Source organism: Paraburkholderia kururiensis (assembly GCF_034424375.1).
Taxonomy (GTDB): Bacteria; Pseudomonadota; Gammaproteobacteria; order Burkholderiales; family Burkholderiaceae; genus Paraburkholderia; species Paraburkholderia kururiensis_A.
This window is the reverse complement of the sequence record NZ_CP139965.1, coordinates 5,761,113-5,787,129: the sequence shown is the minus strand read 5'-3', so window position 1 is coordinate 5,787,129 and position 26,017 is coordinate 5,761,113. Positions and strand designations below refer to the sequence as shown.

Sequence of the window (26,017 nt, the reverse complement as noted above, 5' to 3'; positions counted from 1 at the left end):
CGCACTGCGGCAGCCCCCGCCGCAAGGCACCCAGCGATCGGCCGCACGCCTTGCGGCGAACGGCGATCAGCATGTGTTCAGCGCGTTCAGCGCTGCATCGACTCCCACACCTTGTGCAGCCGCTTCACCGAAACCGGCATGGGCGTGCGCAACTCCTGCGCGAAGAGCGAGATGCGCAATTCTTCGAGCAGCCAGCGGAACTCGGCGAGCCGCGGATCGGCCACGCCGCCGCGCTGCGAAAGTGCGCGCTGATAGTGCTGCCAGAGCGGCTGAAACTCGGCGTACTGACGCGCATCGCGGGCCGGATCGGCACGCAGCTTGTCGATACGCAGCGCGATGCCCTTGAGATAGCGCGGGAAATGCGTGAGCTGCGCGTAGGGCGTCTCGACGATGAAGCGCTTCGTCACGAGCGCGTCGAGTTGCGACTGCATGTCAGAGGAGGCGTTGCCGAAGGCTTTCGCCTGCGCCAGCTTTTTGGTCACGGCGGCGTATTCCGCCAGAATCTGCCCGACGAGCCGCGCGATTTCCTGCGCAAGCAGCGTGAGCCGGCTGCGACCCTCGTCGCGGCGCGCGTGGAAACTCGCGTCATCGTCGGGGAGCGGGTCTTGAAGACACGCGCGGTCGAGCGCCATGTCGATCAGCTGGTCGCGCAATTCCTCCTGCGTGGCGCGCGACATGAACTGCATCGCCATTTCGCGCAGCCCCGGCAGGTTTTTCTCCAGATAGCGGATCGGCTCGCGCAACTGCAGCGCGAACAGACGCCGCAAACCCGCGCGATGGATGCGCGCCGCCTCGTCGGGCGAATCGAATACTTCGACGTCGCAATGCGTGGCGCGGTCCACGAGCGCGGGGTAGCCGAACAGCGTCTGTCCGCCGCGGCGAATTTCGAGCAGCTCCGGCAGCTTGCCGAAATTCCACGTGGTCAGGTTTTCGTAGAGCGCGGTGGCGGGGGCTGCGATGTCCGTAGACGGTGCGGCATGACCCGGCGTGGCTCGGGACGAGGACGACGCTCGCGCCCCGCTGCCCGCCTCGCCGTGTTGTGCACCTTCGCCCGTGGCGGCAGGCCGCGCGCTCGACGGCCCACCCGCCCGTCCCGCCGGGCCGGAACCGGACCCCGTTGCCGCGCCCTGCCCGACCGCTGCCGCGTCGGCCACGATCCGCTGGAACTGCTGCTGCGCCTGGGCGCCCAGCTCGGCGCGCAGTTGCGCGAGATTGCGGCCCATCGCAAGCTGGCGCCCGTGCTCGTCGATCACCTTGAAGTTCATGAACAGGTGCGCGGGCAGCGTTTCCAGCTTGAAGTCCGCGAGCTTCAGCGCGATCTGCTTTTCCTCGCGCACGTCGGCAATCAGCGCATCCAGCAGGCCGCCCGCGCCGAAGCGCTCGCCCGCGTGGCGATCCGCAAACGCCGCGGCGTACTCGGGCAGCGGCACGCAATGGCGGCGCAGCTTCTGCGGTAGCGACTTCAACAGCAACTGCACCTTCTCCTTCACCATGCCGGGCACGAGCCACTCGCAGCGGCGTGCATCCACCTGATTGAGCGCGTGCAGCGGCACCGTGAGCGTGACGCCGTCGCGCGGCGAGCCGGGCTCGAAGTGGTAGCCGAGCGCCATCGGCACGCCGGCCATCGTCATGCGTTTCGGGAACAGATCGGTCGTGACGCCGGCGGCCTCGTGGCGCATCAGGTCGTCGCGCGAGAGGTAGAGCAGGCGTGTTTCTTCGCCGCCGCCCAGTTTCTTCGCCTCGTCGCGATACCAGCGTTCGAACGCGGCGCCGGTGTAAATCCCCTTCGGCACCACCTTGTCGTAGAACGCGTAGATCAGTTCGTCGTCGACCAGCACGTCCTGGCGGCGCGATTTGTGTTCGAGCTGTTCGATGTCGGCGAGCAGCTTGCGGTTGTGCGCGAAGAACGGCAGCTTCGTCTCGAACTCGCCTTCCACCAGCGCGCCGCGGATGAACAGTTCGCGCGCGCGGGCCGGGTCTTGCCGACCGAAGCTCACGCGCCGCCGCTGATAGATGGGCAGTCCGTAGAGCACGGCACGCTCGAAGGCCGTCACCTGCGCCGCGCGCTTTTCCCAATGCGGCTCGGAGAGCGATTTGCGCAGCAGATGCGCGCCCACGCGCTCCACCCATTCCGGCTCGATCTTCGCGATGGTGCGCGCATAGAGCCGGCTCGTTTCCACGAGTTCGGCGGCCATCACCCAGCGCCCCGCCTTCTTCACGAGCGCCGAGCCCGGCCACAGGTGGAACTTGATGCTGCGCGCGCCGAGGTAGTACGGCTCGTCTTCGGCCTTCAGGCCGATGTTGCCGAGCAACCCGGTGAGCAGCGCGAGATGGATATGCTCGAACGTGGCGTCGGCCTCGTTGAGCCGCCAGCCGTGCTCGCGCACGACGGTGAGCAATTGCGAGTGCACGTCGCGCCATTCGCGCAGGCGCATCTGCGAGAGGAAGTTTGCGCGGCAGGCGTCCATCAGTTGACGGTTCGACTTCTTGTGCGTGATCGCTTCCTCGAACCAGGCCCAGATCTTCAGCCACTGCAGGAATTCGGAACGTTCGTCGGCGAAGCGGCGATGCGCTTCGTCGGCCTGCGCCTGGGCTTCGAGCGGCCGGTCGCGCGGGTCCTGCACCGACAGCGCGCTCGCGATCACGAGTACTTCGCGCAGCGCCTGCTGATCACGCGCGGCGAGAATCATGCGGCCCACGCGCGGATCGAGCGGCAGCCGCGCGAGTTCGCGGCCAAGCGGCGTGAGCGCGTTGTCGTCGTCCACGGCGCCCAGCTCGTTGAGCAGCTGGTAGCCGTCCGCGATGGCGCGGCCCGGCGGCGGTTCGATGAACGGAAACGTTTCGATCGCCGTCAGGTGCAGCGACTTCATGCGCAGAATCACGGCGGCGAGCGACGAGCGCAGGATCTCCGGGTCCGTGAAGCGCGGCCGCGCCTCGAAGTCGGTCTGATCAAAGAGGCGGATGCAGACGCCGTCGGCCACGCGGCCGCAGCGGCCCGCGCGCTGGTTCGCGGCGGCCTGCGAGACCGGTTCCACCTGAAGCTGCTCCACCTTGTTGCGGTACGAGTAGCGCTTCACGCGCGCGAGGCCCGTGTCCACCACGTAACGGATGCCCGGCACCGTGAGCGAAGTTTCGGCGACGTTGGTGGCGAGCACGATGCGGCGCGCGTTCGACGGCCGGAACACGCGTTCCTGCTCGGCCGCGGAAAGACGCGCGAAAAGCGGCAGGATTTCCGTGTGCGGCGGATGATGCTTGCGCAGCGACTCGGCGGCTTCGCGAATCTCGCGCTCGCCGGGCAGAAACACGAGCACGTCGCCGGGGCCTTCGCGGCACAGTTCGTCGACGGCATCGACGATCGCGTCCATGAGGTCGCGCTCGGACGGCTCGCCTGCGCCGCCGCGCTCGCTACGGCGCGCGCCGCCCTGGCCGGCCGCGTCCTGACCCGGCCTTGCGCGCGCCCGGCCCGCCGTCCCTTCCGCGGCCTTGATCGCGGGGCTCGCGCCCACCACCGGCCGGTAACGCATCTCGACGGGATAAAGCCGCCCGCTCACTTCGATCACGGGCGCGGGCCGCGCTTCGCTGCCGAAGTGGCGCGCGAAGCGCTCGGCGTCGATGGTCGCCGACGTGACGATCAGCTTGAGGTCCGGCCGGCGCGGCAGGATCTCTTTCAGATAGCCGAGCAGGAAGTCGATGTTGAGACTGCGCTCGTGCGCCTCGTCGATGATGAGCGTGTCGTACGCCTTCAGAAGCGGATCGGTCTGCGTTTCGGCGAGCAGGATGCCGTCGGTCATCAGCTTGACCGACGCGCCGGGCGCGAGGTTGTCCGTGAAGCGCACCTTGTAGCCCACCACCTCGCCGAACGGCGTGCCCAGTTCCTCGGCGATACGCCGCGCGGTGGCCGACGCCGCGATCCGGCGCGGCTGCGTATGACCGATCAGCCCCGCGCCGCCGGCGCCGCGCCCGCGTCCCAGCGCAAGGCAGATCTTCGGCAACTGTGTCGTCTTGCCGGAGCCCGTCTCGCCACTCACGATCACCACCTGGTGGCCCGCGATGGCGCGCGCGATTTCCTCGCGCCGGCCGGATACCGGCAGCGCTTCGGGAAACGTGATGGGAGGAACGGGATTGGGCGCGACCGGCCGGCGCGCCTTCGTCTCGCGGCCGGCTTCGCGTGCTGCTTCGTGAGCGGCTTCGCCTGCGCCTTCACGCACGGCGTCTCGTGGTGCGGACGAGCGCGTCGGCGCAGGACTTTTGGGTACATTCGACATGGGGGCGCATTATAATCCCGGCATGAATTCACAAACCGACCTCATCCCCACGTCCGAGGGCGCGCCGGCCGCTTCCGGCGACCCTGAAACCGCTCTCCATCACGCCCAGTTCGTCGAGTGGATGCGATCGGTCGCGCCCTACATCCACCGCTTCAACAACAAGACGTTCGTCGTGGGTTTCGGCGGCGAGGTCGTGCATCAGAACCTGCTCAACGCACTCGTTTCCGACATCGCGCTCCTGCAGGCCATGGGAATCCAGATCGTGCTCGTGCACGGTTCGCGCCCGCAGGTCGAAGAGCAGATGAGCCTGCACGGCGTTGAGTCCGAGTTCTCGCACGGCATGCGCATCACCAACGCGCGCGCGCTCGAATCCGCAAAGGAAGCCGCGGGCGAAGTGCGCCTCGACATCGAGGCCGCCATCAGCCAGGGTCTGCCGAACACGCCGATGGCGCACGCGCACATCAGCGTGGTCTCGGGCAACTTCGTGACGGCTCGGCCCGTCGGCATTCTCGACGGCGTCGATTTCCAGCACACGGGCCTCGTGCGCAAGATCGATGCCGACTCCATCCGGCACTCGCTCGCCAGCCGCAAGCTGGTGCTGCTCTCGCCGCTCGGCTTTTCGCCCACGGGCGAGGCGTTCAATCTCTCGATGGAAGACGTCGCGTCCGCCGCGGCCATCGCACTGCGCGCCGACAAGATGGTGTTCCTCACGGAAACGCCGGGCCTCTACGACGAAGACGGCGAACTGATCCGCGAAATGTCGCTCGACGACGCCTATCGGCTGCTGGAAAGCGGTGCGGTCTCGGGCGACGCCGGGTTCTATCTGAAACATGCCATTCGCGCCTGCCGCGGCGGCGTGGCGCGCGCCCACATCATTCCGTACTCGCTCGACGGCAGCATCCTGCTCGAACTGTTCCTGCACGACGGCGTGGGCACCATGATCTCGTACGAGAACCTGGAGAGCCTGCGCGAAGCCTCGCCGGACGACGTGGGCGGCATCCTCACGCTGATCGAGCCGCTCGAGGCAGACGGCACGCTCGTGCGGCGCGGGCGGCACCAGATCGAACGCGACATCGACCACTTCTCGGTCATCGAGCACGACGGCGTGCTGTTCGGCTGTGCCGCGCTGTATCCGTATCCGCAGGAGCGCATCGGCGAAATGGCGTGCCTCACGGTCGCGCCGGAAGCCCAGGGCGCTGGCGACGGCGAGCGGCTCCTGAAGCGCATCGAGCAGCGCGCGCGGGCACGTGGCCTCACGCGCATTTTCGTGCTCACCACGCGCACGGAACACTGGTTCCTCAAGCGCGGCTTCGTGAAGGCGTCCGTGGACGACCTGCCCGAAGACCGGCGCCGGCTCTACAACTGGCAGCGCAAGTCGCTCGTGCTGATGAAGCAGCTTTGAGTGGGAACGGGGCAGCGCGGCTGCACGCGCGTCCCTCCCGTCTTGCCTGCGCAGCGAGGCAACAGAAACCGGGCCGCCCCGGAGTCACCGAGGCACGGCCCCTATACCGATCAACCGATCCAACACGGCATCGCGAGACCTCACCCGCGATCATTCGAATCTCAGGAAGGAGAAGCACAGCATGGCTCGTATGGTTCAATGCGCGAAGCTCGGCAAGGAAGCCGAAGGCCTCGATTTCCCGCCCCTGCCGGGCGAACTCGGCAAGCGCATCTACGAAGGCATTTCGAAGGAAGCGTGGCAGGCGTGGCTCAAGCAGCAGACGATGCTGATCAACGAGAACCGCCTCAACATGGCCGACCCGCGGGCGCGCCAGTACCTCATGAAGCAGACGGAGAAGTTCTTCTTCGGCGAAGGCGCGGACCAGGCTTCGGGCTACGTGCCGCCTGCGCAGGGCTGAGGATTTCGGCGTGGCGAGCGGCGTCGCTCGCCCGAGTGTGAGCCCCGTTTGCGGCGAGTCGCAGTAGCGCCGCCCAGCGCGGGTACGTCGCTCATCTTTGTGCCGCAAGGCCGCCCGTTGCCACCGCGGTCCAGCAGCCGCTGGACCGGCCGGCCTGCCTCCCGGTCCAGGCCATGCCCCGGCCGGTTTGCACGATCTTCCGTCATCGTGCTAACATGCACCCCGTTTTCAACAGCAATTCACCTTCATTCGCGTTCAATACGCCTCCGGGTTCCGTCGCACAGGCGTGCACTTCCCGTCGAGCCGGTTGACCTGTTCTTTCAACGGCGCAAGCCAGCCTCCGTCACCCGACGGGCCAGGCGGCGCCATCAAGCGTCTGCTTTCGCATCGTTCTCCTGAGCAGCATCGAGCTGCCCTGATGCGAAACCAGCACCTTTGACGAGTGCAACTTCGCGACGATCCGCACGAGGTGCCGGCCACGAGGCCCGGCTTCATGAGGCATCGTTTTTTCGTTCGCTGAACGGGCCGTCACCTGCCGTCAAGGCAACCGCTTGCGCGGCGTCTGCCGCCAGGCCGTTCAGCCCGCGCACGGCGCTTCTCGCGAAACCGCACTCTCCCGGCAACCGTGGCGGACCGCTCACGCGCTCGGCCGCAGTCACAGGAGTTCAAGACCTTGACCGCATCCACCAACGGCTTCTGGCGAAACGCAGAAAACGGCAGCAACAACGGCAACGCCCGTCTCACCCTCGACGACGTCACCGTCGTCGATCACAGTCTGCTCAAACGCGCAGTGGGCGCCATGGCGCTCGGCAACGCGATGGAGTGGTTCGACTTCGGCGTGTACAGCTACATCGCCGTCACGCTTGGCAAAGTGTTCTTCCCGTCCAGCAGTGCTTCCGCCCAATTGATCGCAACGTTCGGCACGTTCGCGGCCGCGTTTCTCGTGCGGCCGGTGGGCGGCACGGTGTTCGGACCGCTCGGCGACCGCATCGGACGCCAGCGCGTGCTCGCAATGACGATGATCATGATGGCCTGCGGCACGTTCGCGATCGGCCTGATTCCCGATTACGCGACGATCGGCATTCTCGCGCCCGTGCTGCTTCTCGTCGCGCGCCTCGTGCAAGGCTTCTCGACGGGCGGCGAATACGGAGGCGCCGCCACCTTCATCGCCGAATACTCGACGGACAAGCGGCGCGGCTTCATGGGCAGCTTCCTCGAATTCGGCACGCTGATCGGCTACGTGCTGGGCGCGGGCACGGTGGCGCTGCTCACCGCGACGCTTTCAGAAAGCGCGCTGCTCTCGTGGGGCTGGCGCGTGCCGTTCCTGATCGCCGGGCCGCTCGGGCTCGTGGGCCTCTATATCCGCATGAAGCTCGAAGAAACGCCCGCGTTCCGGCGCGAGGTGGAAGCGCGCGAGGCCGCCGACAAGGCTCAGCCGCAACCCACGTTCCGCCAGATGCTTGCGCAGCAGTGGCGCCCGCTCGTGCTGTGCGTGGGGCTCGTGCTGATCTTCAACGTCACGGACTACATGGCGCTCTCGTACCTGCCGAGCTACCTCTCGGCGACGCTGCATTTCAACGAGACGCATGGCCTCTTTCTCGTGCTGATCGTCATGGTGCTGATGATGCCGATGACGCTCGCCGCCGGCCACCTCTCGGACACGCTCGGCCGCAAGCCCGTGATGCTCGCGGGCTGCATCGGACTCCTCGTGCTTTCGATTCCCGCGCTGCTGCTCATCCGCACGGGCGAGATGCTGCCGGTCTTCGGCGGGCTGCTGATACTCGGCACCCTGCTCTCGTGCTTCACGGGCGTGATGCCCGCCGCCCTGCCCGCTCTCTTTCCGACTTCCATCCGCTACGGCGCGCTCGCCATCGGCTTCAACGTGTCCGTGTCGCTGTTCGGCGGCACGACGCCGCTCGTCACCGCGTGGCTCGTGGAGGCCACCGGCAACCTGATGATGCCCGCCTACTATCTGATGGGCGCCTCGGTGATCGGAATGGCAGCCGTGGCGGCACTGCGCGAAACGGCGCGCAAGCCGCTGCCGGGTTCCGCACCCTGCGTCGCCTCGCACGCCGAAGCCCACGCGGTGCTGCGCGGACACCGCGTGGCCGAAGAACTGGACAACGACGAGGAGTATGCGGTGGCGATGCAGGTGTAAAAGCGTTTTCGGGGTCGAGGCGGGTCGTGTGGTTGGGTCGTGTGGGCCGTGCGTTTGTAATTCGTCACATTGCGGCCGTATCGTTCACGCCTTCGTGTTTGGGCGTGACGTTCGAGCCGTCACGTTTGCGCCATCGCGCTCGGCTCTGCCACGTTCGGCCTGTCGAGCTTCGAGCGAGTCGCGTTTGAGCCGCCTCTGTTCGCGCCGGCAGCGACCAGCGACCACCCGCGCCATCGACACCACCCACCGCCCACCTGCAACACCGGTGTTACTCGACGAGCCGGGCGAGCGTCGCCGACACGCGGCCCGCCTCGATCACGAGCATTCCCGCCGACACCGGCAGCTTGAAGCGCCGCGGCCCGGCGCTGCCGGGGTTCACGAACAGCACGCCGTCGCGCGTCTCGATCAGCGGCTTGTGCGAATGACCGGTAACCACGACGTCGATGGCGGGCTCGCCCAGCGCCTCGCGCGCCGCAGGAAGATCGGCGATGTCGTGGACGACGAGAATGGTCCGCTCCTGCACCGTCAGCGTAACGTGCAGCGGCAACGGGTCGGCCCACGCGCCCACGTCGTTGTTGCCGCGCACGGCGGTGACGGGCGCGATACCGGCGAGCGCGTCGAGCACCGCGGGGTCGCAGATGTCGCCCGCATGCACGATGGCGTCGCAGCCTTGCAGATGCCGCAGCGCCTCGGGACGCACGAGGTTGTGCGTGTCGGAGATCAGACCGATGCGATGAACGGGCGAGGTTCGGGTCGAGAGCATGATTTCAGGGCAGCGATGAACAATGCAGATCGGGCGTCGTTTGCACCACACGGCCTGCGCCGCGCAGCCAGCGCTTCGTCATGCCCTGCACGAGGACCGACGCGAGCGCCGCGCCACCGAACGCCGCCGGCGTGCCGGCATGCGGCAGCAGCGCCGCGGCCACGGCGAAGAACGCCGCGAACGACGCCCGCCCCACCACCATGCCCCGCATCAGCCGCGCGACGAAATCCGCCCCATGCGCGCGCTGCGCCGACACGGCCAGCACGATGCCGAGCAGCGGAAACACCGAAAGCACCCCGCTCCACGCCGCCCCCAGCGACGCGGACAACTGCGTCACGGCGAGCGTCAACGCGGCGCCCATCGCCATGCGCAGCACGAGATCGGCGCGAGTGACGCGTGCAGCCGGCACCGGACCGTGCGCGCGCGGCAACCACGTCTGCGAGATGGCGACAGCCACGCCCGCCGCGCCGAAGGCCCAGCCCACGCCGTCCGGCAAATGCACGAGCAGCGCGGCCACCATCAACCACGCCGCCAGGCCGGCACTCAGCGCGAGCGGCCAGCGGGCTTCCCACCGTGGACGGCGGCAGGTAGCGGCATAGGCGAAATTGAACGCTTCGGACGCGGCAATCGCCGCAATCGAAGCGGCGCAGGCGCGTACGCCGAATGCCGCCCCGCGTTCGAGCACGAGCAGCAGTACGATCGGCCCCGCCACCACGGGCAGGCCGGCGAGCCAACCCGCCACGGCCGGCCCCCAGACGCGCGCGGCCAGGGCCAGCGAAACGAGAAAAGCCGGAACGAGCGCGAGTTTGAGAGCGAGCATCGTCGCGATCCGCGGTGAGTAGAAGGAAGCGGACGATTATCGCCGATGCAGCCGCGGCAGATGCATCACCCACTGGCGCGCACTCACGCCGCCGCGCCATGCGCGATGAAATGGACGGCGAGCCACACGGTGGGGGCATCGGGCGCCTCGAACTCCGTGTAGACCACGCGATGCCGGCAATGCGCCGGAATGCGCAGGTAATCTCCGCGGCGCAGTGTCCGGATCGACGGCTCGCCTTCGAATTCGAGCGCCGCGCCGCCCGCGAGCAGCACCACCCATTCGTCGCGCGGATTGTCATACCAGAAGCCGGGCGGGCTCGCCTGCCCTGTGGAGACGATGCGCTCGATCGTCACTTCGCGGTCGTCGACGAGGGTGTCGAAGCGCTCCTCGTCGGACGACATGGCGGCAAGCGCCGCAAGCGCTGTCGGCGCACGAGGCGAGGTGAAGTCGAACAGATTGCCCGCTTCGGGCGTTCGGGCGCGGGGCATGTCGGGGGGCATGGTGGTCCTCACGTCGACTGCGATGTCGGGTTTCACGCGACCTGCGTTGCCGCGCTCAGACGAGCGGCTCGAGCCCGCCCAGCAGCGTGGGCACGAGCTCACTCACGGTCGGGTGAATGTGCATGGCACGCATGAGCGTGGTGTAGGGTGCGCGCACCGTCATCGTGTCGATGAAGGTGTGGATCGCCTCGTCGCCTTCGATGCCGAATATGCCCGCGCCCAGAATCTGCTGCGTCTCGCGGTCCACGAGCACTTTCATGAAGCCGTCCGTCTCGCCGCGTTCGCGTGCGCGGCCCACGCGCGACATCGGCATGGTCGCGATCAGCGCGGGCTTGCCGCTCGCGCGCACCTCGGTCTCGGAACGTCCCACGCGCGCAAGCGGCGGATCGACGAACACCGCGTAGGCGGCAATGCGGTCGTCGACGCTGCGCGCCTCGCCACCGTTTGCGCCCAGCAGATTGGCGCGGACGATCTCGAAGTCGTCGTAGGAGGTATGCGTGAAGGCGCCGCGTCCGTTGATGTCGCCGATGGCCCAGACGCCTGCCACGTTCGTGCGCAACTGGCCGTCCACGGGCACGATGCCGTGCGCGTTCACCTCGATGCCGGCGGCCTCGAGGCCGAGGTCGTCGGTATTCGGAATGCGGCCGGTCGCGAAGAGCAGATGCGATGCTTCGAGCGTCTGCTCGCCGAGCGCAATGCGCACGCCTTCACTGTTCGCGCCCGCGGGTTCGAGCCGCTGCGGCTCGACGCCGAAGCGGAATTCGACGCCCTCGCGTGCGAGCACTTCCTGCACACCGCGCGCGAAATCTTCGTCCTCGCGCGCGAGCACACGCTCGCCGCGCACGATCACCGTCACGCGGCTGCCGAAGCGGCGGAACATCTGCGCGAATTCGAGCGCCACGTAGCTGCCGCCCACAATCGCGAGATGCTCGGGCAGCACACTCAGCTCGAGCAGCGACGAGTTGGTGTAATAGCGCACGCGCTCGATACCGTCGACATGCGGCACCGCCGCGCGCGTGCCCGTATTGATGAAAATTTCGGCGGCTTCGAGCGCCTGCACGGCGCCGCTGCCGCTCGCGTCCGCGCGATCGCTCACGCTCGCCGAGTGCGGGCCTGTGAAGCGCGCATGCCCCGTGAACACCGAGACGTTCGGCGCCTCGCGCAGCCACTTTTCCACGCCGCTGCGCGACTGGCCGATCACGCGGTCTTTGCGCGCCTTGACCTGGGCGAGGTCGACTGTGACGGCCCCCCCCACCTGCACGCCGAAATCGGCGGCGTGCCGAGCGACATGCGCGGCGCGCGCGCTCGCCACATAGGTCTTCGTGGGCGTGCAGCCTACGTTCACACAGGTCCCGCCGAATGCCGCGCGCTCGATCACCGCGGTCTTGCGGCCGCTCTTGCCGAGTTCGACCGCGAGCGGCGCGCCGCCCTGCCCAGTGCCGATCACGATTGCATCGAAATGCTTCGCCATGTTCGCTCCATCCGCCATGTTCACGCCTGCCCGGAATGCGCAGCGCTGCCCGGGGCACGCTGCCCGGGGCACGAAGCCCGGGGCACGCAGGCCCGGCGCTCGCGCGCCGACCATGTTACGCCTCGCTGCCAAAACCCACGCGGCCGGTGTACAGGGTGAGCCCGCGGTCAACGCGACGCGCGAAACCCATACGGAGGAGCAAAAAAAGAGCCGCCTCGCGGCGGCTCACAGGGTATCGGTGTAACGACATGGGCAGCCGCTCCACCGGGGAAGATGATTCGTTCAGGCGTGGCAGTGCTCCGCGCAAAAGAGTTCGCGCGAGCGCTGCAGCGCGGCGCGTGCACCTTGGGTCGCGACCATGAAGCCGACCTGGCTCAGGCTGAAATCGGTCGAGACCATCATCTGCATGAGGCTCACCATCGGCAGCACGACGGCCGGCTGGTAAAGCTGTCTTTCGATGAAGTCCCGCATGATCTGCTCCCGATGCACTGCGTGGCGCCCGCTCCGGGCACATACCGCTTTTCGATGGAAGCATTGTAGGGACGCGCAGGCCGCGGATAAACGGGCCTGCCGCGAAGTCAGTTGTCGCGAAAAGCAAACAATCGGGCAGGCGGGCGGACTGCCGGGACGGAAACGCCCGGTGCCGCCTACTCCAGCGGTGCACCCACGAACTCCGGCAACGCTTCCGCTCGCGCCGAGAACGCCGCCAGCGCCGGATAGCGCCCGGCGTCCACGGCGCCCGGCAGGATGAACTGCGTGAACCGCCACGCCACGGCCACCGTGATGTCGGACTGCATCAGCCGGTCGCCGCCGAGCCACGCGTCCCTGGCGCACGCCGCCACAAGTGGTTCGAGCACGTCGTACGCGGCGTGCAACTGTTTCTGCACACGCTCCACCCAAGGCTCGTGCTGGCGCTCGGCCGGACGCAGGTTGCGCTCGTAGACGATCTGTATCGTCTTCTCCATCGCGGCGAGCGCGAAGCCGATCACGCGCAGCGCGGCAAACCGCGCCTGCGGGTCCTCGGGCAGGAGCCGGCGCGCGGGCGGCACCTTGTGATCGAGGTGGTCGAGGATCAGGTTCGAGTCGATCAGCAGCGTGCCGTCGTCCTCCACGAGCGTCGGCGCCTTGACGACAGGATTGATGCGAGCGAACTCGTCGAAGTGCCTGAACACCGAGACGCTGCGATGCTCGAACGGCAGGCCGAGCACGGCGAGCGATACGGCGACGCGGCGCACGTAGGGAGAATCCATCATGCCGATCAGTTGCATTCCGAGCCTCGCTGGTTGGGGGTTGAAGCGCCCGTCCCGCAGGACGGCGGAGGTGTATTAGACCCTACCGCCGTGACCCTGCGCAACGGCATGGCGGCGTGTGGCCCATGTCGGCGCCCCGACGCCCCCGCCCCCCGCTCAAGCCGCCGTTTCCGGTTGAGCCTCCAGCCGATCGGCCCGCGCCTCCAGCCCCTTCGTCAGTTCCAGCGCCTGGCGTTCGAAGAGCCGGCGATAGACGCCATTCGGCGCCTGAATCAGCGTTTCGTGGCTGCCTTCTTCCACCACGCGCCCGCGCTCCAGCACGAGCAGCCGATCCAGCGCGCGCACCGTGGAAAGCCGGTGCGCGACCACGATGGTCGTGCGCCCCACCATCAGCCGCTCCATGGCCTCCTGGATCAGCGCCTCGCTTTCGCTGTCCAGGCTCGACGTGGCTTCGTCGAAGATCAGCACGGGCGCGTCGGCAAGGAACGCGCGCGCGATCGCCACACGCTGGCGCTCGCCGCCCGAGAGCTTCACGCCGCGCTCGCCCACCAGCGTGGCGTAGCCCTCGGGCAGCGCGACGATGAACTCGTGCGCATGCGCGAGCCGCGCGGCCCGCTCGATCTCGGCCTGCGTCGCGCCCGGCCGCGCGTACGCGATGTTGTCCGCAAGCGAGCGGTGAAACAGCAGCGGCTCCTGCTGCACGATGGCGATCTGCGCGCGCAGCGACGCCTGGCGGACCGCGGCGATGTCGTGGCCGTCGATCGTGATGCGACCGCCGTCCACGTCGTAAAGCCGCTGGATCAGCTTGATGAACGTCGTCTTGCCCGAACCCGAGTGGCCGATTAGCCCCACGCGCTCGCCCGGCGCGATGCGCACCGAAAAGTCCGCGTAGAGCGGAGTCGCGTGCGCGCCGTAGCGGAACGTGACGTGCTCGAAGCGAATCTCGCCGCGCTCCACCACGAGCGGCTGCGCACCGGGCCGGTCTTCGACGCCGAGCGGCTGGCGCTCCAGCGCCACCAGTTCCTCCATGTCGTTGACCGAGCGCTGCAGATTGCGCACGAGCATGCCGACGTCGCGCAGATAGCCTTGCAGCACGAGGAACATGGTGAGCGCGAACGCGATGTCGCCCACGCCGGCGCGACCGCGCATCCATAGCACGAGCGCCGTGCCGAGCATGGCGGCCTGCAACGCCGCCAGCATGACGTTCTGCACGCCGCCGTTCGCGGTGCCGCGCAGCCACGTGCGGCGCGTGCGGTCGCGCCATTTGCCGATGATGCGCGAAAGCCGCATCTCCTCGCGCAGTTCGGCGCCGAACGCCTTCACGACGGCATTGCACGTGATGGCGTCGGCCAGTGCGCCGCCCATGCGCGTGTCCCACGCGTTGCCGAGGCGCGCCGCGGGCGCCACCACGGCAAGCGAGAGAAACGCCGTCACGGCGATGTAGACGACAGCGCCCACGCCCACCACGAAACCCATCACGGGCCAGTGCAGCCCGAGCACGATGGTCGCGCCCACCAGCATGACGACGGACGGCAGCAGCCCGAGCAGCAGCGTGTCGTTGAGCACGTCGAGCGCCCAGATGCCGCGCGTGATCTTGCGCACGGTCGAGCCCGCGAAGCTGTTCGCATGCCAGTCCGTGGAGAAGCGCTGCACGCGGTGAAACGCGTGCGCGGCGATGTCGCTCATCATCCTGAGCGTGAGCGACGTGAGGTTGAAGAAGGTCGCATAGCGCAGCAGCGCCGCGCCCAGCCCCATGCCGACGAGCGCCGCGAACGCGACGAGCGCTTCATTCACCGCGTGCGGCCGGTCGTGCACACCGGCATGCGCGCCCGCCGCGAGCGCGTCGACGAGCCGGCCGGAGAACATGGGCGTGAGCACGTCCGCGAGCGCGGTGACGAGCGCCAACGCCACGAGCAGCACCGCGCGCCGCGGCTGCAGACGCCACTGCGCGAAAGTAAAGCCGAGCACGCTTCGGAAGGCCCGGCCACCGAGATCCAGTTTTTTTCGAGTCATATGGGTATGCCGAGGCGCACGGGCGCCCCGGTCCAATCGAGTCAACGGAAGATCAAAAGGCACGGCGAACGCGAGGCAAGCGCCATGCAGGCGCAGTCGGCCCACATCGGCCCACGCGTGAGCCCTGCTGAATTTCGGAAAATCTTCGGAAAGTGCGCGGCCGTTTGCCTAGTGTTTCGAGACTTCAGGCGGAGGCCGGGCGAGCGCCGCGACCTATCGTCGTGGCCGGACTGCCGTGACCATGAAAAGGACGGCTGCGAGCGTTGTGTCCATCATCTGACGCCTCCTTTTCATGAAGTGGGGGGAACTGCGCGAAGAGTACGAAGTGTAGCAGCGGCGATCGAAACGAGACAAGGCAGGCACTACGGCAAGTGCGGTTATTCGGCTGCGGGTTCGTGCCTTGCGCGGTCGTGCCGCGTGCACGTATCAATGCGACCTGCAAGCGACCTGCGAGCGAGGCGAAGTAAACCGAGGTGGCCCGAAGACCCGACGCGAACCCGATCGAAGCGAACTAAGCCGCCGGCAAATCCCGTACGTCGGCCGTGGGCGCCGACCCGAACGCGTCGCTCAACGCGTAGTCGATCAGCTTCGAGGCCGCCGCGTCCGGTGTGGCCAGCGCGCCGCTCGCCTTCAGTTGCTCGAAGCGCTCGATCATCGGAAAGCGCTCGGCGCTGCTCGCGCGAATGGCGGCCTGCATGCCGGTGTCCACTACACCCGGCGCAAGGCTGCAGATGCGCAGCGCGGCGTTGGCGTCCATCGCGACGGCGCGCGCGTGGTGGTCGAGCGCTGCCTTGGTCGCGCAGTACACGCTCCAGCCCGCGTAGGCGTTGCGCGCGGCACCGCTCGACACGTGCACGATGCGGCAGGCCATCGTGCCGCCCGCAACGCAGGCGATCGAAGCAAGCGCGCTCGCAAGCATCAGCGGCGCCGCGACGTTGAGGCTCACCGCGCGTGCCACCGACGCCACGTCCTGCGTATCGAGCGGTCCGATCGGTTCCACAACGCCCGCGTTGTTGAAGAGCAGCACGAGGTCCGCGCCTTCGACGAAGCGCGCGAGCGCGTCGCCGCGAAGCCACGCCTCGAGGCGCGCCGTGTCCGCGAGATCGAGTTCCGTTTCGACGAAGCGACCACCGGCCGGCTCGCCCGCGAGCGCCCCAGGAATCGGATGACGGCTGCGCGACACGCCCAGCACGTCGATATTCCGCTGCAGCAGCTGCGCCGCGAGTGCCGAGCCGAGCCCGCGCGTGTGGCCGGTCACGATCGCGCGCACGTGTCGCGGCGCCGAAGCGTGTGAAGAGGTGTTCGTCATGTCGATTCGGGGAAGAAGGGGAATGGGCGCGATTCTGCCACGCAGCGACGAAAGCTGCCGGCCGCGGCCCCCACCATTTCGGCGATAATCGCAGCCGATGTTGCAGTCGTCGATGTTGCAGTCGTTATGGCAACCGGCATCGCGCGCCGCACGAGGCGCTCTGCCCCCTTCGGCCGCCTGATGCCGTGGGTGCTACGCTTGCCGAAGCACCCGCACCGCTCGCCTCACGGCCTTCCGTCACTGTCCGCTTTCGTCCATGAGCAAGACCGCCCGTCCGCCCCGCCAGATCGATGCCCTGCTGCACGAAGCCGTGGCCCTGCAACAGAACGGCGCCTACGCGGAAGCCGAAGCGCTGTATCGCGACATCCTCGCGCAACGCCCGAAGCACTTCGACGCCATGCAACTGCTGGGCGCGCTGCTGCTGCAATCGGGCCGCCTCGACGAAGGCATCGCGCTGCTGAAGAAGGCGGTGTCGATCAACGGCATGCAGGCGCCGCTTCATTCGAATCTCGCCTATGCGTACAACGCCCAACGCCGCTTTAGCGAGGGGCTCGCGAGTGCGAATCGCGCGCTCGCCTTGCAGCCCGATTTCGTCGATGCGCTGAACAACCGCGGCAACGCGCTTGCCGGACTCGATCGCCCCGCCGACGCACTCGCCAGCTTCGAGCGAGCGCTCGCGTTGCAGCCCGGCTTCGCGCAGGCCTGGAACAATCGCGCCTGCGTGCTGCGCGATCTGGCCCGCCCCGCGGACGCACTCGCGAGCTGCGACCAGGCCATCGCGTTGCAGCCTGCTTATGCCGACGCCTGGAGCAACCGCGCCAACGCATTGAGCGATCTGAACCGGCCCGACGACGCGCAGTCCAGCTATCTGCGCGCGCTCGAACTGTCGCCCGCCTTCGCGGACGCCTGGAACAACCTGGGCCTCACGCTCGTCGACCTGAACCGCCACGACGAGGCGCTTCAGTCGTACGAACGCGCGCTCGCAATCAACCCGAATTTCGCCGAGGCGCACTGGAACCGCGCACTGTGCCTGCTGCAAATGGGCCGCTTCGACGAAGGCTGGCGCGAATACGAATGGCGCTGGCAACGCCATCGAATCCAGGCGTCGCAGCGCCGCTTCGATGCGCCGCTCTGGCTCGGCCAGTTCCCGCTGGAAGGCAAGACGATTCTGTTGCACGCCGAACAGGGACTCGGCGATACGTTGCAGTTCTGCCGCTACGCGTCGCTGGCCGCAGCGGCCGGCGCGAAGGTGATCTTCGAGGTGCCGGCGGAGCTTAAGCGGCTGCTGGCCGGACTCGAAGGCGTCGCGCAATGGGTGGACGAAGGCCGGCCCGAAGATCGGGCATTGCCGCCCTTCGATTGCCATGCGCCGCTGCTCAGCCTGCCGCTCGCGTTCGGCACCCACCTCGCGAGCATCCCGGCCGTCGGACCTTACCTGCATGCGGACAGGCAGGCCGCGCAACAGTGGGCCGAACGCCTCGCAAGCCGCAATGCAGACCGCAACGCAGCGCCCCATGCAAACCACAGCGCGGATCACACGAGCCCGCTGAAAGTGGGCCTCGTGTGGGCGGGCGGCCACCGCGCGCACGTCGCGGAGTTGAGAAAAACCGACGCCCGCCGCTCCATCGCGCTCGAGCAGTTGAGGCCGCTCCTCGACGTACCCGGCGTGCAGTTCTACAGCCTGCAGAAAGGGCCGCCCGCGCAGCAGTTGACCGATGCGCCGGAGTTCGCCGCGCGCATCGTCGATTACACGAACGAGCTCGCCGACTTCGCGGATACCGCTGCGCTCGTGGACAACCTTGATCTCGTGATTACGGTGGACACGGCCGTGGCCCACCTCGCCGGTGCGATGGGCAAGCCGGTGTGGATCATGAATCGCTTCGACACCTGCTGGCGCTGGCTGCTCGAACGCAGCGACAGCCCCTGGTACGCGAGCGCACGGCTCTTCCGGCAGCCCGCGCTGGGCGACTGGCAAAGCGTGATCGAAGCGGTGCGCGCGGCGCTCGCGGAGCGGGCATCGAACAACGGGCGCGGCCACGCGGCCTGAGCCGGCAAGATAACAGGCGACATAGCGGGCGACATTAGCGGGCAACATAACAGGCAACGCAAGCCGCAGCGGCATCGCGAGCCACTGCCGCTCCACACTCCTGCACCGCAACGAACGGTGCGCACACGTCATCCGCTGGCCCGCGCCGCGCCATCCCTCGCGCACCTTCGCCGGCCCGATTGCCGGCCTCGCCACGCCTCTCTCCCTCACCTCGAAGCTCTGCGCCGTTTCTCCCTCACTTCGGCCAACGCCCCGCTCCGCTCTTTTGCGTATCGGCGAACACGAAGCCGTCGTCGCGAAACGTCACACCTTCAGCAACGAAAAAGCGGACCGACAAATCAGGTAAGGCCTTGGGCGAAGCTCGAGCGAGCGCTTTTCCGCCGCCTTCTCCGCATGTGCCGACCCGCACGCGAAAGCCGTTCCGGCAGACGACGCCGCGAACGACATCCATCAGAAGGAACGCACAGACGTGCGACCAACGAGACATGAAGACGAGCATGCTGCACGCGCCGTATGGCGGCACCGCCGACTGGAAGTCGGCACAGATTGTCCGGTTCCGCGCGCTTGCGGATTCGCTTCGCACGATGATCGCCGCAATCGAAACGAAGCACGACGAAATCGCCTCGCTGCGCAAGGCCGTGTGCGAATCGGCACGCGTCGCAGCACGAAGGCAGCCGCAAATGACGAACGTCGCCGAATTGATCGAAACGACGTTCGCGCTGACGTCGCCGTGCCATCTGGGAACCGCGCGGTGCGTGGCGGCCGATATGCAGCGCGTGCTCGAACGCGCCATTGCGTGCCTGCGGGAGCTGCCCGATACAGAGACGGTGAGCGGGCTGGCCGCCAAAACGCTTGGTAAGACGATGGAAGAACTGCTCGGCAACGTCGGAAAGACGGGTCGCTCGTTATCGCAATTGCTCGCCAACGCCGAGCGGGAAATTCAGATGCTGCAGGCGGCGTTCATTGAGTTTTCAGCTTGATGGACTCGCGCAAAGCATGAAGCAGGCGAGCCAACCCGACCGCTGTGCCGCGCATCGCAACCTGTCGACGTGCGTCACGGCCGCTTTCTGCCCGACTCGCGCGGCGGCCTCATTCCCTGCCCGACCAGCGGATCTGGCGCGTGCGCGTGCGCAGGTTGATCCGGTCCGACAGGAGCGACGCAAGAATCTGCAACGTCTGCACCCGGGACGGCTCCGGTACCCGCGGCTTGCGGTCGATCACGCAAAGCGCGCCCAGCGCAAAGCCTTCGTAATCGTAAAGCGGCGCGCCGGCGTAAAACCGGATGGTGGGTTCCGCCGTGACGAGCGGATTGGATTGGAAGCGGCTGTCGGCCGTCGCGTCCTCGACCACGAACACGTCCTTTTGCAGGATCGTGTAGTTGCAGAACGCCCAGGCCCGCGGCGTTTCGGGCACCGTCAGCCCGTAGCGCGCCTTGAACCATTGCCGGTCGGGCGTGAGCAGCGTCACGAGGCAGATGGGCACGTCGAACAGGCCCGCGGTCATTCTCGCTATGGCGTCGTAGTCGGGCTCGTCCGCGGTATCCACCAGCAACGTGCGGGCAACGGCGTGCAATCGCGCCATCTCGTCGGACGGGACAGGATAAAGAGACTGCGCTTCAGCGGACTTGTTCTGCGCCGGCAGGACCAACCCCTCCGTCAGGACTTCCGGGTCGAAGTTCGGTGCCAGCACCTGGATACGCCGCTCGGCGCCCAGATCGATGCGTACCTGGTCGGCCGATGCCTCGGAAACGACCGCGATGCGACTGTGCGCGAGCAATTGCGAGGTGACGAGGCGCCTCACCAGACCCAGGCGCTCCCAGTCGGAGCGGCCCAGCTCCACGACGATCAGCGCGGGCGTGAGACGCCCGGCCGCCACCAGCCCGGAGAGCGCGTCGGACTCGGTGGTGACGCTCACGCCCGGCAAGGACGCCAGCGCGGCGCGGCACTTGCGCGCCAGCTCTTCGCTGCCGATCACGAGCACGGGAACGGACGTAGACGATTCGCGCGCAACCAGACGTTCGCGCAGCGCGAGCACGTCTTCCCGACGCACGCGCCGATGCCCGCCCGGCGTCTTCCATGACGCCACGATCCCTTGCTCTATCCACGTCTGCACCGTGCGGATAGAGACGCCGAGCAGGCGCGCGGCCGCACTCGTGGTCAGGATCGATTCGTTCATGAGCGCGCCACTCCTTGAATTCGTGTGGCCCCCATGATACTGAAATAACGATAAACGAAACATAAAAACAACAAATTCGGCAAATTTGAAACTTTGCAAAATACTTTCATGCTATGCTGAGTTCCGTTGCATGCACCTGACTGACACCCCGGTCAGCCAGGTTTTGTGGGCCGGCTTATACGCCGGCCCTTTTTTATGGGGTAACATCCGTGCTCGTCTCGATGCCACCACGGAGTCAAAAAATGGAAAAAATTAAAGCAACGATTACCACGGCCGATACTTAGTCATAGCGCGGCTGCCGGGTCGTCCCACACGCCGCCCCGTCAAGCCATGCGAACGCCGACAGGCGCAAAGGAGCCGTTTGTGTCCCTCGAGTGCGAGAAACCTGCCGATTCATTCCTGGCAAGGCAGCCGATAGTCGATGCGCAATGCCGGGTGGTCGGCTATGAACTGCTGTTTCGCAGCGGCTTCGAGGACCACGCCGTTATCGTGGACGGAGTAGCGAGCACGCTCTCCGTGCTGGCCACGTCCATGACGGGACTCGGTCTCGAGGAAACGGTGGCGGGCAAGGACTCGTTTCTCAACTGCACCGAAGAGGTGTTGCGCTCGCCGTACCTGCGCCTGCTGCCTCCCCGACGGTTCGTACTCGAGGTGCTGGAAAGCTGCGCGCACACCGCCCAACTCGTTTCGGTGTGCGCGAGACTGCGTCGCAACGGCTTCCGCATCGCGCTCGACGACGTAAGAGCCCCGCTGCCGGAGGCTGCGCCCATCCTGGCCCAGGTCGACATCGTGAAGCTCGACTGGCCGTTTATCGAGCCCGCTGACCGGGCTTCGCTGTGCCGCACGCTGCGGGTCGCCGGCAAGACGGTCCTTGCCGAAAAGGTCGAGACCTGGGAGGACTTCTGCGCGGCAAGAGATGCGGGCGCTTCGTTGTTTCAGGGGTATTTCTTCTGCAAGCCAGAGACCCTCAGGGCGCGCAACGTGTCGCCGTCTGCGGCTCCGGTATTGCGCGTGATCGAGCTGGTGCTTGCCAATGCGCAGCACTCGCGCGTCGCCATGGCGGTCGCTGACACGCCGCCGCTCCTCGCACAGTTGCTGCGCCTCGCCTCCGCGGCCGCCACCGTGCCCCAGGCGGCACGCGACGCAGTGGACTCCATCGAGGCCGCGCTCACGATCGTGGGCATCGACGTCCTGATCCACTGGTGCGCCCTGCTCCTCTACCTCAACCGGCTGCGGCCGGAGGACGATCCGCTGGCGCAACTGGCGGCGCAACGCGGGGCCGTCATGGCTTCGTACATCAGCCATCGCCATCCCGAAGACGAAGGGCTGGCGCGGCAGGCGCGACTGACCGGATCGCTGTCGCTTCTCCATGTCGCATACGACAGCGAAGCGGCAGCGTTCTGGCAGACCTTCCCCATCCATGCACGCATACGCGCGGCCATTGTGGGAGACGAAGGGATTCTCGGCCGGGCACTGGCATTCGCGCGGTCGGTGGAGTCGGAAGCGATCTAGCAGACATGCCCCGACAAACGGAGCACGTCTTGAAGCAGCAAGCGTGTGCGCCATGCAGTTCGAGCGGCGCGGCGCGCAACAACACACGCAGAAAACAGCTCAATCAAAGAGCACGGGGATGGCAAACATGGACTTCAACAAAATGACGGTGCGCGCGAGGCTTGCCTGGACCTTCGGGCTGCTGGCCGGCCTCGTTCTGCTGGTTTCGGGGCTTGCCCTGAACGCGCTCGGTAGCGCCAACGACCGCTTCGCCGAATACGTGAGCGGCGCCAGTGCGCGCGCCCAACTGGTCGAGCAGGTTCGCACCGCAGTGGACCGGCGCGCGATGGCCGTGCGCAATCTCGTGCTCGTGACAACGCCCGCCGACATCGAGCTCGAGAAGGCAGCCGTCACGCAGGCCCACCAGGACGTGCAGGCGCGGCTGGCGCAGCTGAAGGACACGGTGATGAACAACCCGCGCGCGTCCGGGCAAGCGCGCATCCTCGTGACGGACATCGACCGCGTCGAAGCGCAGTACGGCCCTGTCGCGCTCGCCATCGTCGACGCCGCCCTGCACAACCGGCGCGACGAAGCCGTCACGATGATCGACAACCAGTGCCGCCCGCTGCTCGCCCAGCTCATCGCCGCAACGGAGGCGTACGGGAACTATGCACGCAGCCGCGCCGCGCAGCAGAAGCAGGAGTCGGCCGAACAATACGCAAGCCAACGTACGCTCCTCGTCAGCATCAGCCTTGCCGCCATTGCAGCCGCCATCGTCGCTGCATGGCTGATCACGCGCATGCTGATGCGCTCGCTCGGCGCGGAGCCGGGCGATCTGAGCGACATCACGCGCCGCGTGGCCGCGGGCGATCTGAGTCCCGTGCAAGGTGCCCACAGCGCACCGAAGGGCAGCGTGCTCGCCTCCATGGGCGAGATGCAGGCCAGCCTCGTGCGCCTCATTGCCCAGGTCCGCACCGCCGCCGACAACATCGCCACCGGCTCCAGCGAAATTGCTTCGGGCAACCAGGATCTGTCGTCGCGCACCGAAGAACAGGCGTCGTCGCTGCAGGAAACCGCTTCGAGCATGGAAGAACTCACCTCCACCGTGCGCCAGAATGCCGAGAACGCGCAGCAGGCCAGCGCGCTGGCCGGCAATGCGTCCGACGTCGCCCACAAGGGCAGCGCCGTGGTGGGCCAGGTGGTGGAGACCATGACCGACATCAGCCACAGCTCGTCGAAGATCGCGGAGATCACCGGCATCATCGAAGGCATCGCGTTCCAGACCAACATCCTCGCACTCAACGCTGCGGTGGAAGCCGCGCGTGCCGGCGAACAGGGCCGCGGCTTCGCGGTGGTGGCAAGCGAGGTGCGCAGCCTCGCGCAGCGTTCGTCGAGCGCCGCGAAGGAGATCAAGGACCTGATCGCCACCTCGGTACAGAAGATCCAGGAAGGATCGCGCCTCGCCGACGACGCGGGCAGCACGATGGCCGAAGTCACGCAGGCCGTGGCGCGCGTGACGGACATCATGGGCGAGATCGCGGCGGCATCGAGCGAACAGAGCCGCGGCATCGAGCAGGTCAATGTGGCGATCACGCAGATGGACGAGGTCACGCAGCAGAACGCGGCGCTCGTGGAGCAGGCCGCGGCAGCATCGAAGTCGCTCGAAGACCAGGGGCATCAGTTGACCGAAGCGGTGTCGTTCTTTCGGCTGAGTTCGGGCGGCTCCGGCAACGAGGCACGGCATGGTGCGGTCACTCCAGCGGGGACAGCAGCGGCGGCACGCAAGCCGGCCGCGAAGCGCGAGCGCGCGAGCCGCCTCGCCGTGCCGAACCACACACCCGCTCCCACGTCCACGCTTGCCGCCGCGCCTCGAGCCGCGGACACGGCGCGCGACTGGGAGCACTTCTGATTGCGAAGAGCGACGACGATGGCGAAATCCACAGACCACATCGATATAAAACATGAATACCGCTTGCAAACGTCTACGCAAAGTCGATCACGACAAACATGCAGATAAATTGAATTTTTATATTCAATTCGCAGAATGCGATTTATTGGAAGAATTCGCAATTTGTATGCAGAAATCCGGCTCAGCGTGATGCGCTAACAGTGGAAAAGCCCCGGTTTCATTCGATGCAAAAAGCATGAAATACTGAAATGATCGTTTGCGGGAAGAATTGCCTTCTCCAGTGGCCGATGATCAGGAAAACACAATCACTCAACCCGATAAACGCAGAAAAAAACCACCCACGCGTTGCAATCGACCGGATTTCAGTAATCCAGTTTATTTGCCGACATTGTGAATACCAATACCCGTGAGGAAGAAAGCATGAAATCAATGACTGTGGGCCAGAAGCTTGGCGTAGCGTTCGGTATCGTCGTCGTCATTTCGTTGATTGGCAGCGCAATCTCGATACTCAATTTTCTGAAGCTCAATCAGGCGAATGGCTGGAACATTCACAGCTATCAGGTTCTGCGGGCGAACGACGACATGCTCGCCAACATGATCAACATGGAGACCGGTGCGCGCGGCTTCGTCGCCTCGGGCGAGGAGCGCTTCCTGGAGCCGTACAAGGCTGGACGCACGCAGTTCACGACGTCGCTCGATCAGGTCCGAAGCCTCACGGCCGACAATCCGGCGCAGCAGCAGCGCCTCGACACGCTGCGCGAGATGCAGCAGAAGGTGGCGGAAATCGACGAGAAGCTGATCGCGATGCGGCGTGACGTCAACGCCGGCACGCAGCCTGTCAACGTGTTGATCGACTACTTCAAGCAGGGCAACGACAAGCAGTTCATGGACCGCTATCGTGCCGTTGCTGCGGAATTCAACCAGGCCGAGCAGTCGCTGCTCGACCAGCGCTCGGGCGAAGTGGCGAGCATGACGACATCGACCAAGCTGACGCTCGCCGCGGCCGGCGCTATGACGATCGTCCTCTCGATCGCGCTCGGCTTCTTCATTACGCGCAGCATCACGCGCGCGTTGGGTGGCGAACCTGCCGACGCCGCCACGGTGGCAGGCCGCATTGCCGAGGGCAATCTCGAGATGCCGGTGCCTGTCGCGCCGAACGATCGAGACAGCCTGATGGCGTCGCTCGAATCGATGCGTCAGCAACTGAGGGGCATCGTTGCCGAAATCCAGACTTCCGCGGAAGCCATCACGACCTCGGCCGGGGAAATCGCACAGGGCAACCTGGACCTCTCGCAGCGCACGGAAGAGCAGGCGGCCTCGCTTCAGGAAACGGCGGCCAGCATGGAGCAACTGACCGCCACGGTGCGTCAGAACACGGAAAACGCCAAACAGGCCAACGCGCTCGCAGGCAGCGCCTGCGATGTCGCCGTGCGCGGCGGCGAAGTGGTGAGCCAGGTGGTGGAGTCCATGCGCGCCATCTCGAGCAGTTCGGGCAAGGTCGCCGAAATCATCGCCGTCATCGAGGGCATTGCGTTCCAGACCAACATCCTCGCGCTCAACGCAGCAGTGGAAGCCGCACGCGCAGGAGAACAGGGCCGCGGGTTCGCCGTGGTGGCGGGCGAAGTGCGCACGCTGGCGCAACGCAGCGCGAGCGCGGCGAAAGAGATCAAGGACCTCATCACGAGTTCGGTGGAAAGCGTGGCGCAAGGCTCCGAGCAGGTGGAGCGAGCCGGCGCCACCATGTCCGATATCGTGCAGTCCGTGCGGCGCGTGACCGACATCATGGGCGAGATCGCCTCGGCCTCCGACGAACAGGGAACGGGAATCGAGCAGGTCAATGTCGCCGTGGGCCAGATGGATTCGGTCACGCAGCAGAACGCCGCGCTGGTGGAGCAGGCTTCGGCCGCCGCGCAGTCGATGGCGCAGCAGGCCACCGCGCTACGCGAGGTCGTCGGTGTGTTCAAGATCGGACGCGCACACGCCTGAG

At 66.8% G+C, this 26,017-nt stretch carries 19 protein-coding genes; 8 read left to right on the top strand and 11 right to left on the bottom strand.

Annotated elements, in window-relative coordinates:
- Positions 1-86: 86 nt before the first annotated feature.
- Positions 87-4,265, bottom strand: coding sequence for an ATP-dependent RNA helicase HrpA (gene hrpA, locus U0042_RS25965; RefSeq protein ID WP_327205007.1), 4,179 nt, complete (start codon positions 4,263-4,265; stop codon positions 87-89).
- 22 nt (positions 4,266-4,287) lie between these two features.
- Between hrpA and argA the strand changes: the two genes are divergently transcribed.
- From argA to proP, 3 genes are all read left to right on the top strand, one after another.
- On the top strand, positions 4,288-5,667 hold the full coding sequence (gene argA, locus U0042_RS25960) for an amino-acid N-acetyltransferase (protein WP_114814311.1): 1,380 nt from the start codon (positions 4,288-4,290) through the stop codon (positions 5,665-5,667).
- 181 nt (positions 5,668-5,848) lie between these two features.
- Positions 5,849-6,124: an oxidative damage protection protein gene (locus tag U0042_RS25955; RefSeq protein WP_114814225.1), complete on the top strand. Its 276-nt coding sequence runs from the start codon at positions 5,849-5,851 to the stop codon at positions 6,122-6,124.
- A 673-nt stretch (positions 6,125-6,797) separates the two neighbouring features.
- On the top strand, positions 6,798-8,282 hold the full coding sequence (proP, locus tag U0042_RS25950) for a glycine betaine/L-proline transporter ProP (RefSeq protein WP_114814226.1): 1,485 nt from the start codon (positions 6,798-6,800) through the stop codon (positions 8,280-8,282).
- A 268-nt stretch (positions 8,283-8,550) separates the two neighbouring features.
- Here the strand turns inward: proP and U0042_RS25945 are convergent, their stop codons facing one another.
- The 8 genes from U0042_RS25945 to U0042_RS25910 form a co-directional block, all read right to left on the bottom strand.
- On the bottom strand, positions 8,551-9,045 hold the full coding sequence (locus U0042_RS25945; RefSeq protein ID WP_114814227.1) for a metallophosphoesterase family protein: 495 nt from the start codon (positions 9,043-9,045) through the stop codon (positions 8,551-8,553).
- 4 nt (positions 9,046-9,049) lie between these two features.
- Positions 9,050-9,865, bottom strand: coding sequence for a hypothetical protein (locus tag U0042_RS25940; protein WP_114814228.1), 816 nt, complete (start codon positions 9,863-9,865; stop codon positions 9,050-9,052).
- An 83-nt stretch (positions 9,866-9,948) separates the two neighbouring features.
- Positions 9,949-10,353, bottom strand: a complete 405-nt coding sequence (locus U0042_RS25935) for a cupin (RefSeq protein WP_419150542.1) — start codon at positions 10,351-10,353, stop codon at positions 9,949-9,951.
- A gap of 67 nt (positions 10,354-10,420) precedes the next feature.
- The gene (locus U0042_RS25930; RefSeq protein ID WP_114814229.1) at positions 10,421-11,836 is read right to left on the bottom strand and encodes an FAD-containing oxidoreductase; all 1,416 of its coding nucleotides are present in this window, start codon (positions 11,834-11,836) and stop codon (positions 10,421-10,423) included.
- A gap of 282 nt (positions 11,837-12,118) precedes the next feature.
- On the bottom strand, positions 12,119-12,307 hold the full coding sequence (locus tag U0042_RS25925) for a hypothetical protein (protein WP_114814314.1): 189 nt from the start codon (positions 12,305-12,307) through the stop codon (positions 12,119-12,121).
- Positions 12,308-12,483: 176 nt separating this feature from the next.
- Positions 12,484-13,104 carry a glutathione S-transferase family protein gene (locus tag U0042_RS25920; protein ID WP_114814231.1) on the bottom strand — a complete coding sequence of 207 codons (621 nt, stop codon included), beginning with the start codon at positions 13,102-13,104 and terminating at the stop codon, positions 12,484-12,486.
- Positions 13,105-13,242: 138 nt separating this feature from the next.
- Positions 13,243-15,099, bottom strand: coding sequence for an ABC transporter ATP-binding protein (locus U0042_RS25915; RefSeq protein WP_114814232.1), 1,857 nt, complete (start codon positions 15,097-15,099; stop codon positions 13,243-13,245).
- 511 nt (positions 15,100-15,610) lie between these two features.
- Positions 15,611-16,408 (bottom strand): SDR family oxidoreductase, encoded by a 798-nt coding sequence (locus tag U0042_RS25910; RefSeq protein WP_114814233.1) that lies wholly within the window; start codon positions 16,406-16,408, stop codon positions 15,611-15,613.
- Between the two features lie 256 nt (positions 16,409-16,664).
- On the opposite strand from U0042_RS25910, the gene U0042_RS25905 reads away from it, so the two are divergent.
- Positions 16,665-18,455 (top strand): tetratricopeptide repeat protein, encoded by a 1,791-nt coding sequence (locus tag U0042_RS25905; protein WP_114814234.1) that lies wholly within the window; start codon positions 16,665-16,667, stop codon positions 18,453-18,455.
- Positions 18,456-18,690: 235 nt separating this feature from the next.
- Here U0042_RS25905 and U0042_RS25900 read toward each other — a convergent pair whose 3' ends face one another.
- Positions 18,691-19,089, bottom strand: a complete 399-nt coding sequence (locus tag U0042_RS25900) for a hypothetical protein (RefSeq protein ID WP_157977889.1) — start codon at positions 19,087-19,089, stop codon at positions 18,691-18,693.
- 46 nt (positions 19,090-19,135) lie between these two features.
- On the opposite strand from U0042_RS25900, the gene U0042_RS25895 reads away from it, so the two are divergent.
- On the top strand, positions 19,136-19,435 hold the full coding sequence (locus U0042_RS25895) for a hypothetical protein (protein WP_157977890.1): 300 nt from the start codon (positions 19,136-19,138) through the stop codon (positions 19,433-19,435).
- Positions 19,436-19,544: 109 nt separating this feature from the next.
- On the opposite strand, the gene U0042_RS25890 is transcribed toward U0042_RS25895, so the two are convergent.
- Positions 19,545-20,630, bottom strand: coding sequence for a GAF domain-containing protein (locus tag U0042_RS25890; protein ID WP_198665392.1), 1,086 nt, complete (start codon positions 20,628-20,630; stop codon positions 19,545-19,547).
- A gap of 363 nt (positions 20,631-20,993) precedes the next feature.
- On the opposite strand from U0042_RS25890, the gene U0042_RS25885 reads away from it, so the two are divergent.
- From U0042_RS25885 to U0042_RS25875, 3 genes are all read left to right on the top strand, one after another.
- Positions 20,994-22,142 (top strand): EAL and HDOD domain-containing protein, encoded by a 1,149-nt coding sequence (locus U0042_RS25885; RefSeq protein ID WP_157977891.1) that lies wholly within the window; start codon positions 20,994-20,996, stop codon positions 22,140-22,142.
- A 127-nt stretch (positions 22,143-22,269) separates the two neighbouring features.
- A complete protein-coding gene (locus U0042_RS25880) occupies positions 22,270-24,030 on the top strand; it encodes a methyl-accepting chemotaxis protein (RefSeq protein ID WP_114814315.1) in 1,761 nt (586 codons plus the stop codon).
- A gap of 420 nt (positions 24,031-24,450) precedes the next feature.
- Positions 24,451-26,016, top strand: coding sequence for a methyl-accepting chemotaxis protein (locus U0042_RS25875; RefSeq protein ID WP_114814238.1), 1,566 nt, complete (start codon positions 24,451-24,453; stop codon positions 26,014-26,016).
- The last annotated feature ends 1 nt before the right edge of the window (position 26,017 follow it).

Excerpts from the sequence above, each read along its gene's own strand:
- U0042_RS25930 (WP_114814229.1), bottom strand. The coding sequence starts at position 11,836 with ATGGCGAAGCATTTCGATGCAATCGTGATCGGCACTGGGCAGGGCGGC.
- U0042_RS25915 (WP_114814232.1), bottom strand. The coding sequence starts at position 15,099 with ATGACTCGAAAAAAACTGGATCTCGGTGGCCGGGCCTTCCGAAGCGTG.
- argA (WP_114814311.1), top strand. The coding sequence starts at position 4,288 with ATGAATTCACAAACCGACCTCATCCCCACGTCCGAGGGCGCGCCGGCC.
- U0042_RS25920 (WP_114814231.1), bottom strand. The coding sequence starts at position 13,104 with ATGCAACTGATCGGCATGATGGATTCTCCCTACGTGCGCCGCGTCGCC.
- U0042_RS25905 (WP_114814234.1), top strand. The coding sequence starts at position 16,665 with ATGAGCAAGACCGCCCGTCCGCCCCGCCAGATCGATGCCCTGCTGCAC.
- U0042_RS25955 (WP_114814225.1), top strand. The coding sequence starts at position 5,849 with ATGGCTCGTATGGTTCAATGCGCGAAGCTCGGCAAGGAAGCCGAAGGC.
- U0042_RS25890 (WP_198665392.1), bottom strand. The coding sequence starts at position 20,630 with ATGAACGAATCGATCCTGACCACGAGTGCGGCCGCGCGCCTGCTCGGC.
- U0042_RS25895 (WP_157977890.1), top strand. The coding sequence starts at position 19,136 with ATGACGAACGTCGCCGAATTGATCGAAACGACGTTCGCGCTGACGTCG.
- U0042_RS25880 (WP_114814315.1), top strand. The coding sequence starts at position 22,270 with ATGGACTTCAACAAAATGACGGTGCGCGCGAGGCTTGCCTGGACCTTC.
- U0042_RS25925 (WP_114814314.1), bottom strand. The coding sequence starts at position 12,307 with ATGCGGGACTTCATCGAAAGACAGCTTTACCAGCCGGCCGTCGTGCTG.
- U0042_RS25910 (WP_114814233.1), bottom strand. The coding sequence starts at position 16,408 with ATGACGAACACCTCTTCACACGCTTCGGCGCCGCGACACGTGCGCGCG.
- U0042_RS25935 (WP_419150542.1), bottom strand. The coding sequence starts at position 10,353 with ATGCCCCGCGCCCGAACGCCCGAAGCGGGCAATCTGTTCGACTTCACC.
- hrpA (WP_327205007.1), bottom strand. The coding sequence starts at position 4,265 with ATGTCGAATGTACCCAAAAGTCCTGCGCCGACGCGCTCGTCCGCACCA.
- U0042_RS25945 (WP_114814227.1), bottom strand. The coding sequence starts at position 9,045 with ATGCTCTCGACCCGAACCTCGCCCGTTCATCGCATCGGTCTGATCTCC.
- U0042_RS25940 (WP_114814228.1), bottom strand. The coding sequence starts at position 9,865 with ATGCTCGCTCTCAAACTCGCGCTCGTTCCGGCTTTTCTCGTTTCGCTG.
- U0042_RS25875 (WP_114814238.1), top strand. The coding sequence starts at position 24,451 with ATGAAATCAATGACTGTGGGCCAGAAGCTTGGCGTAGCGTTCGGTATC.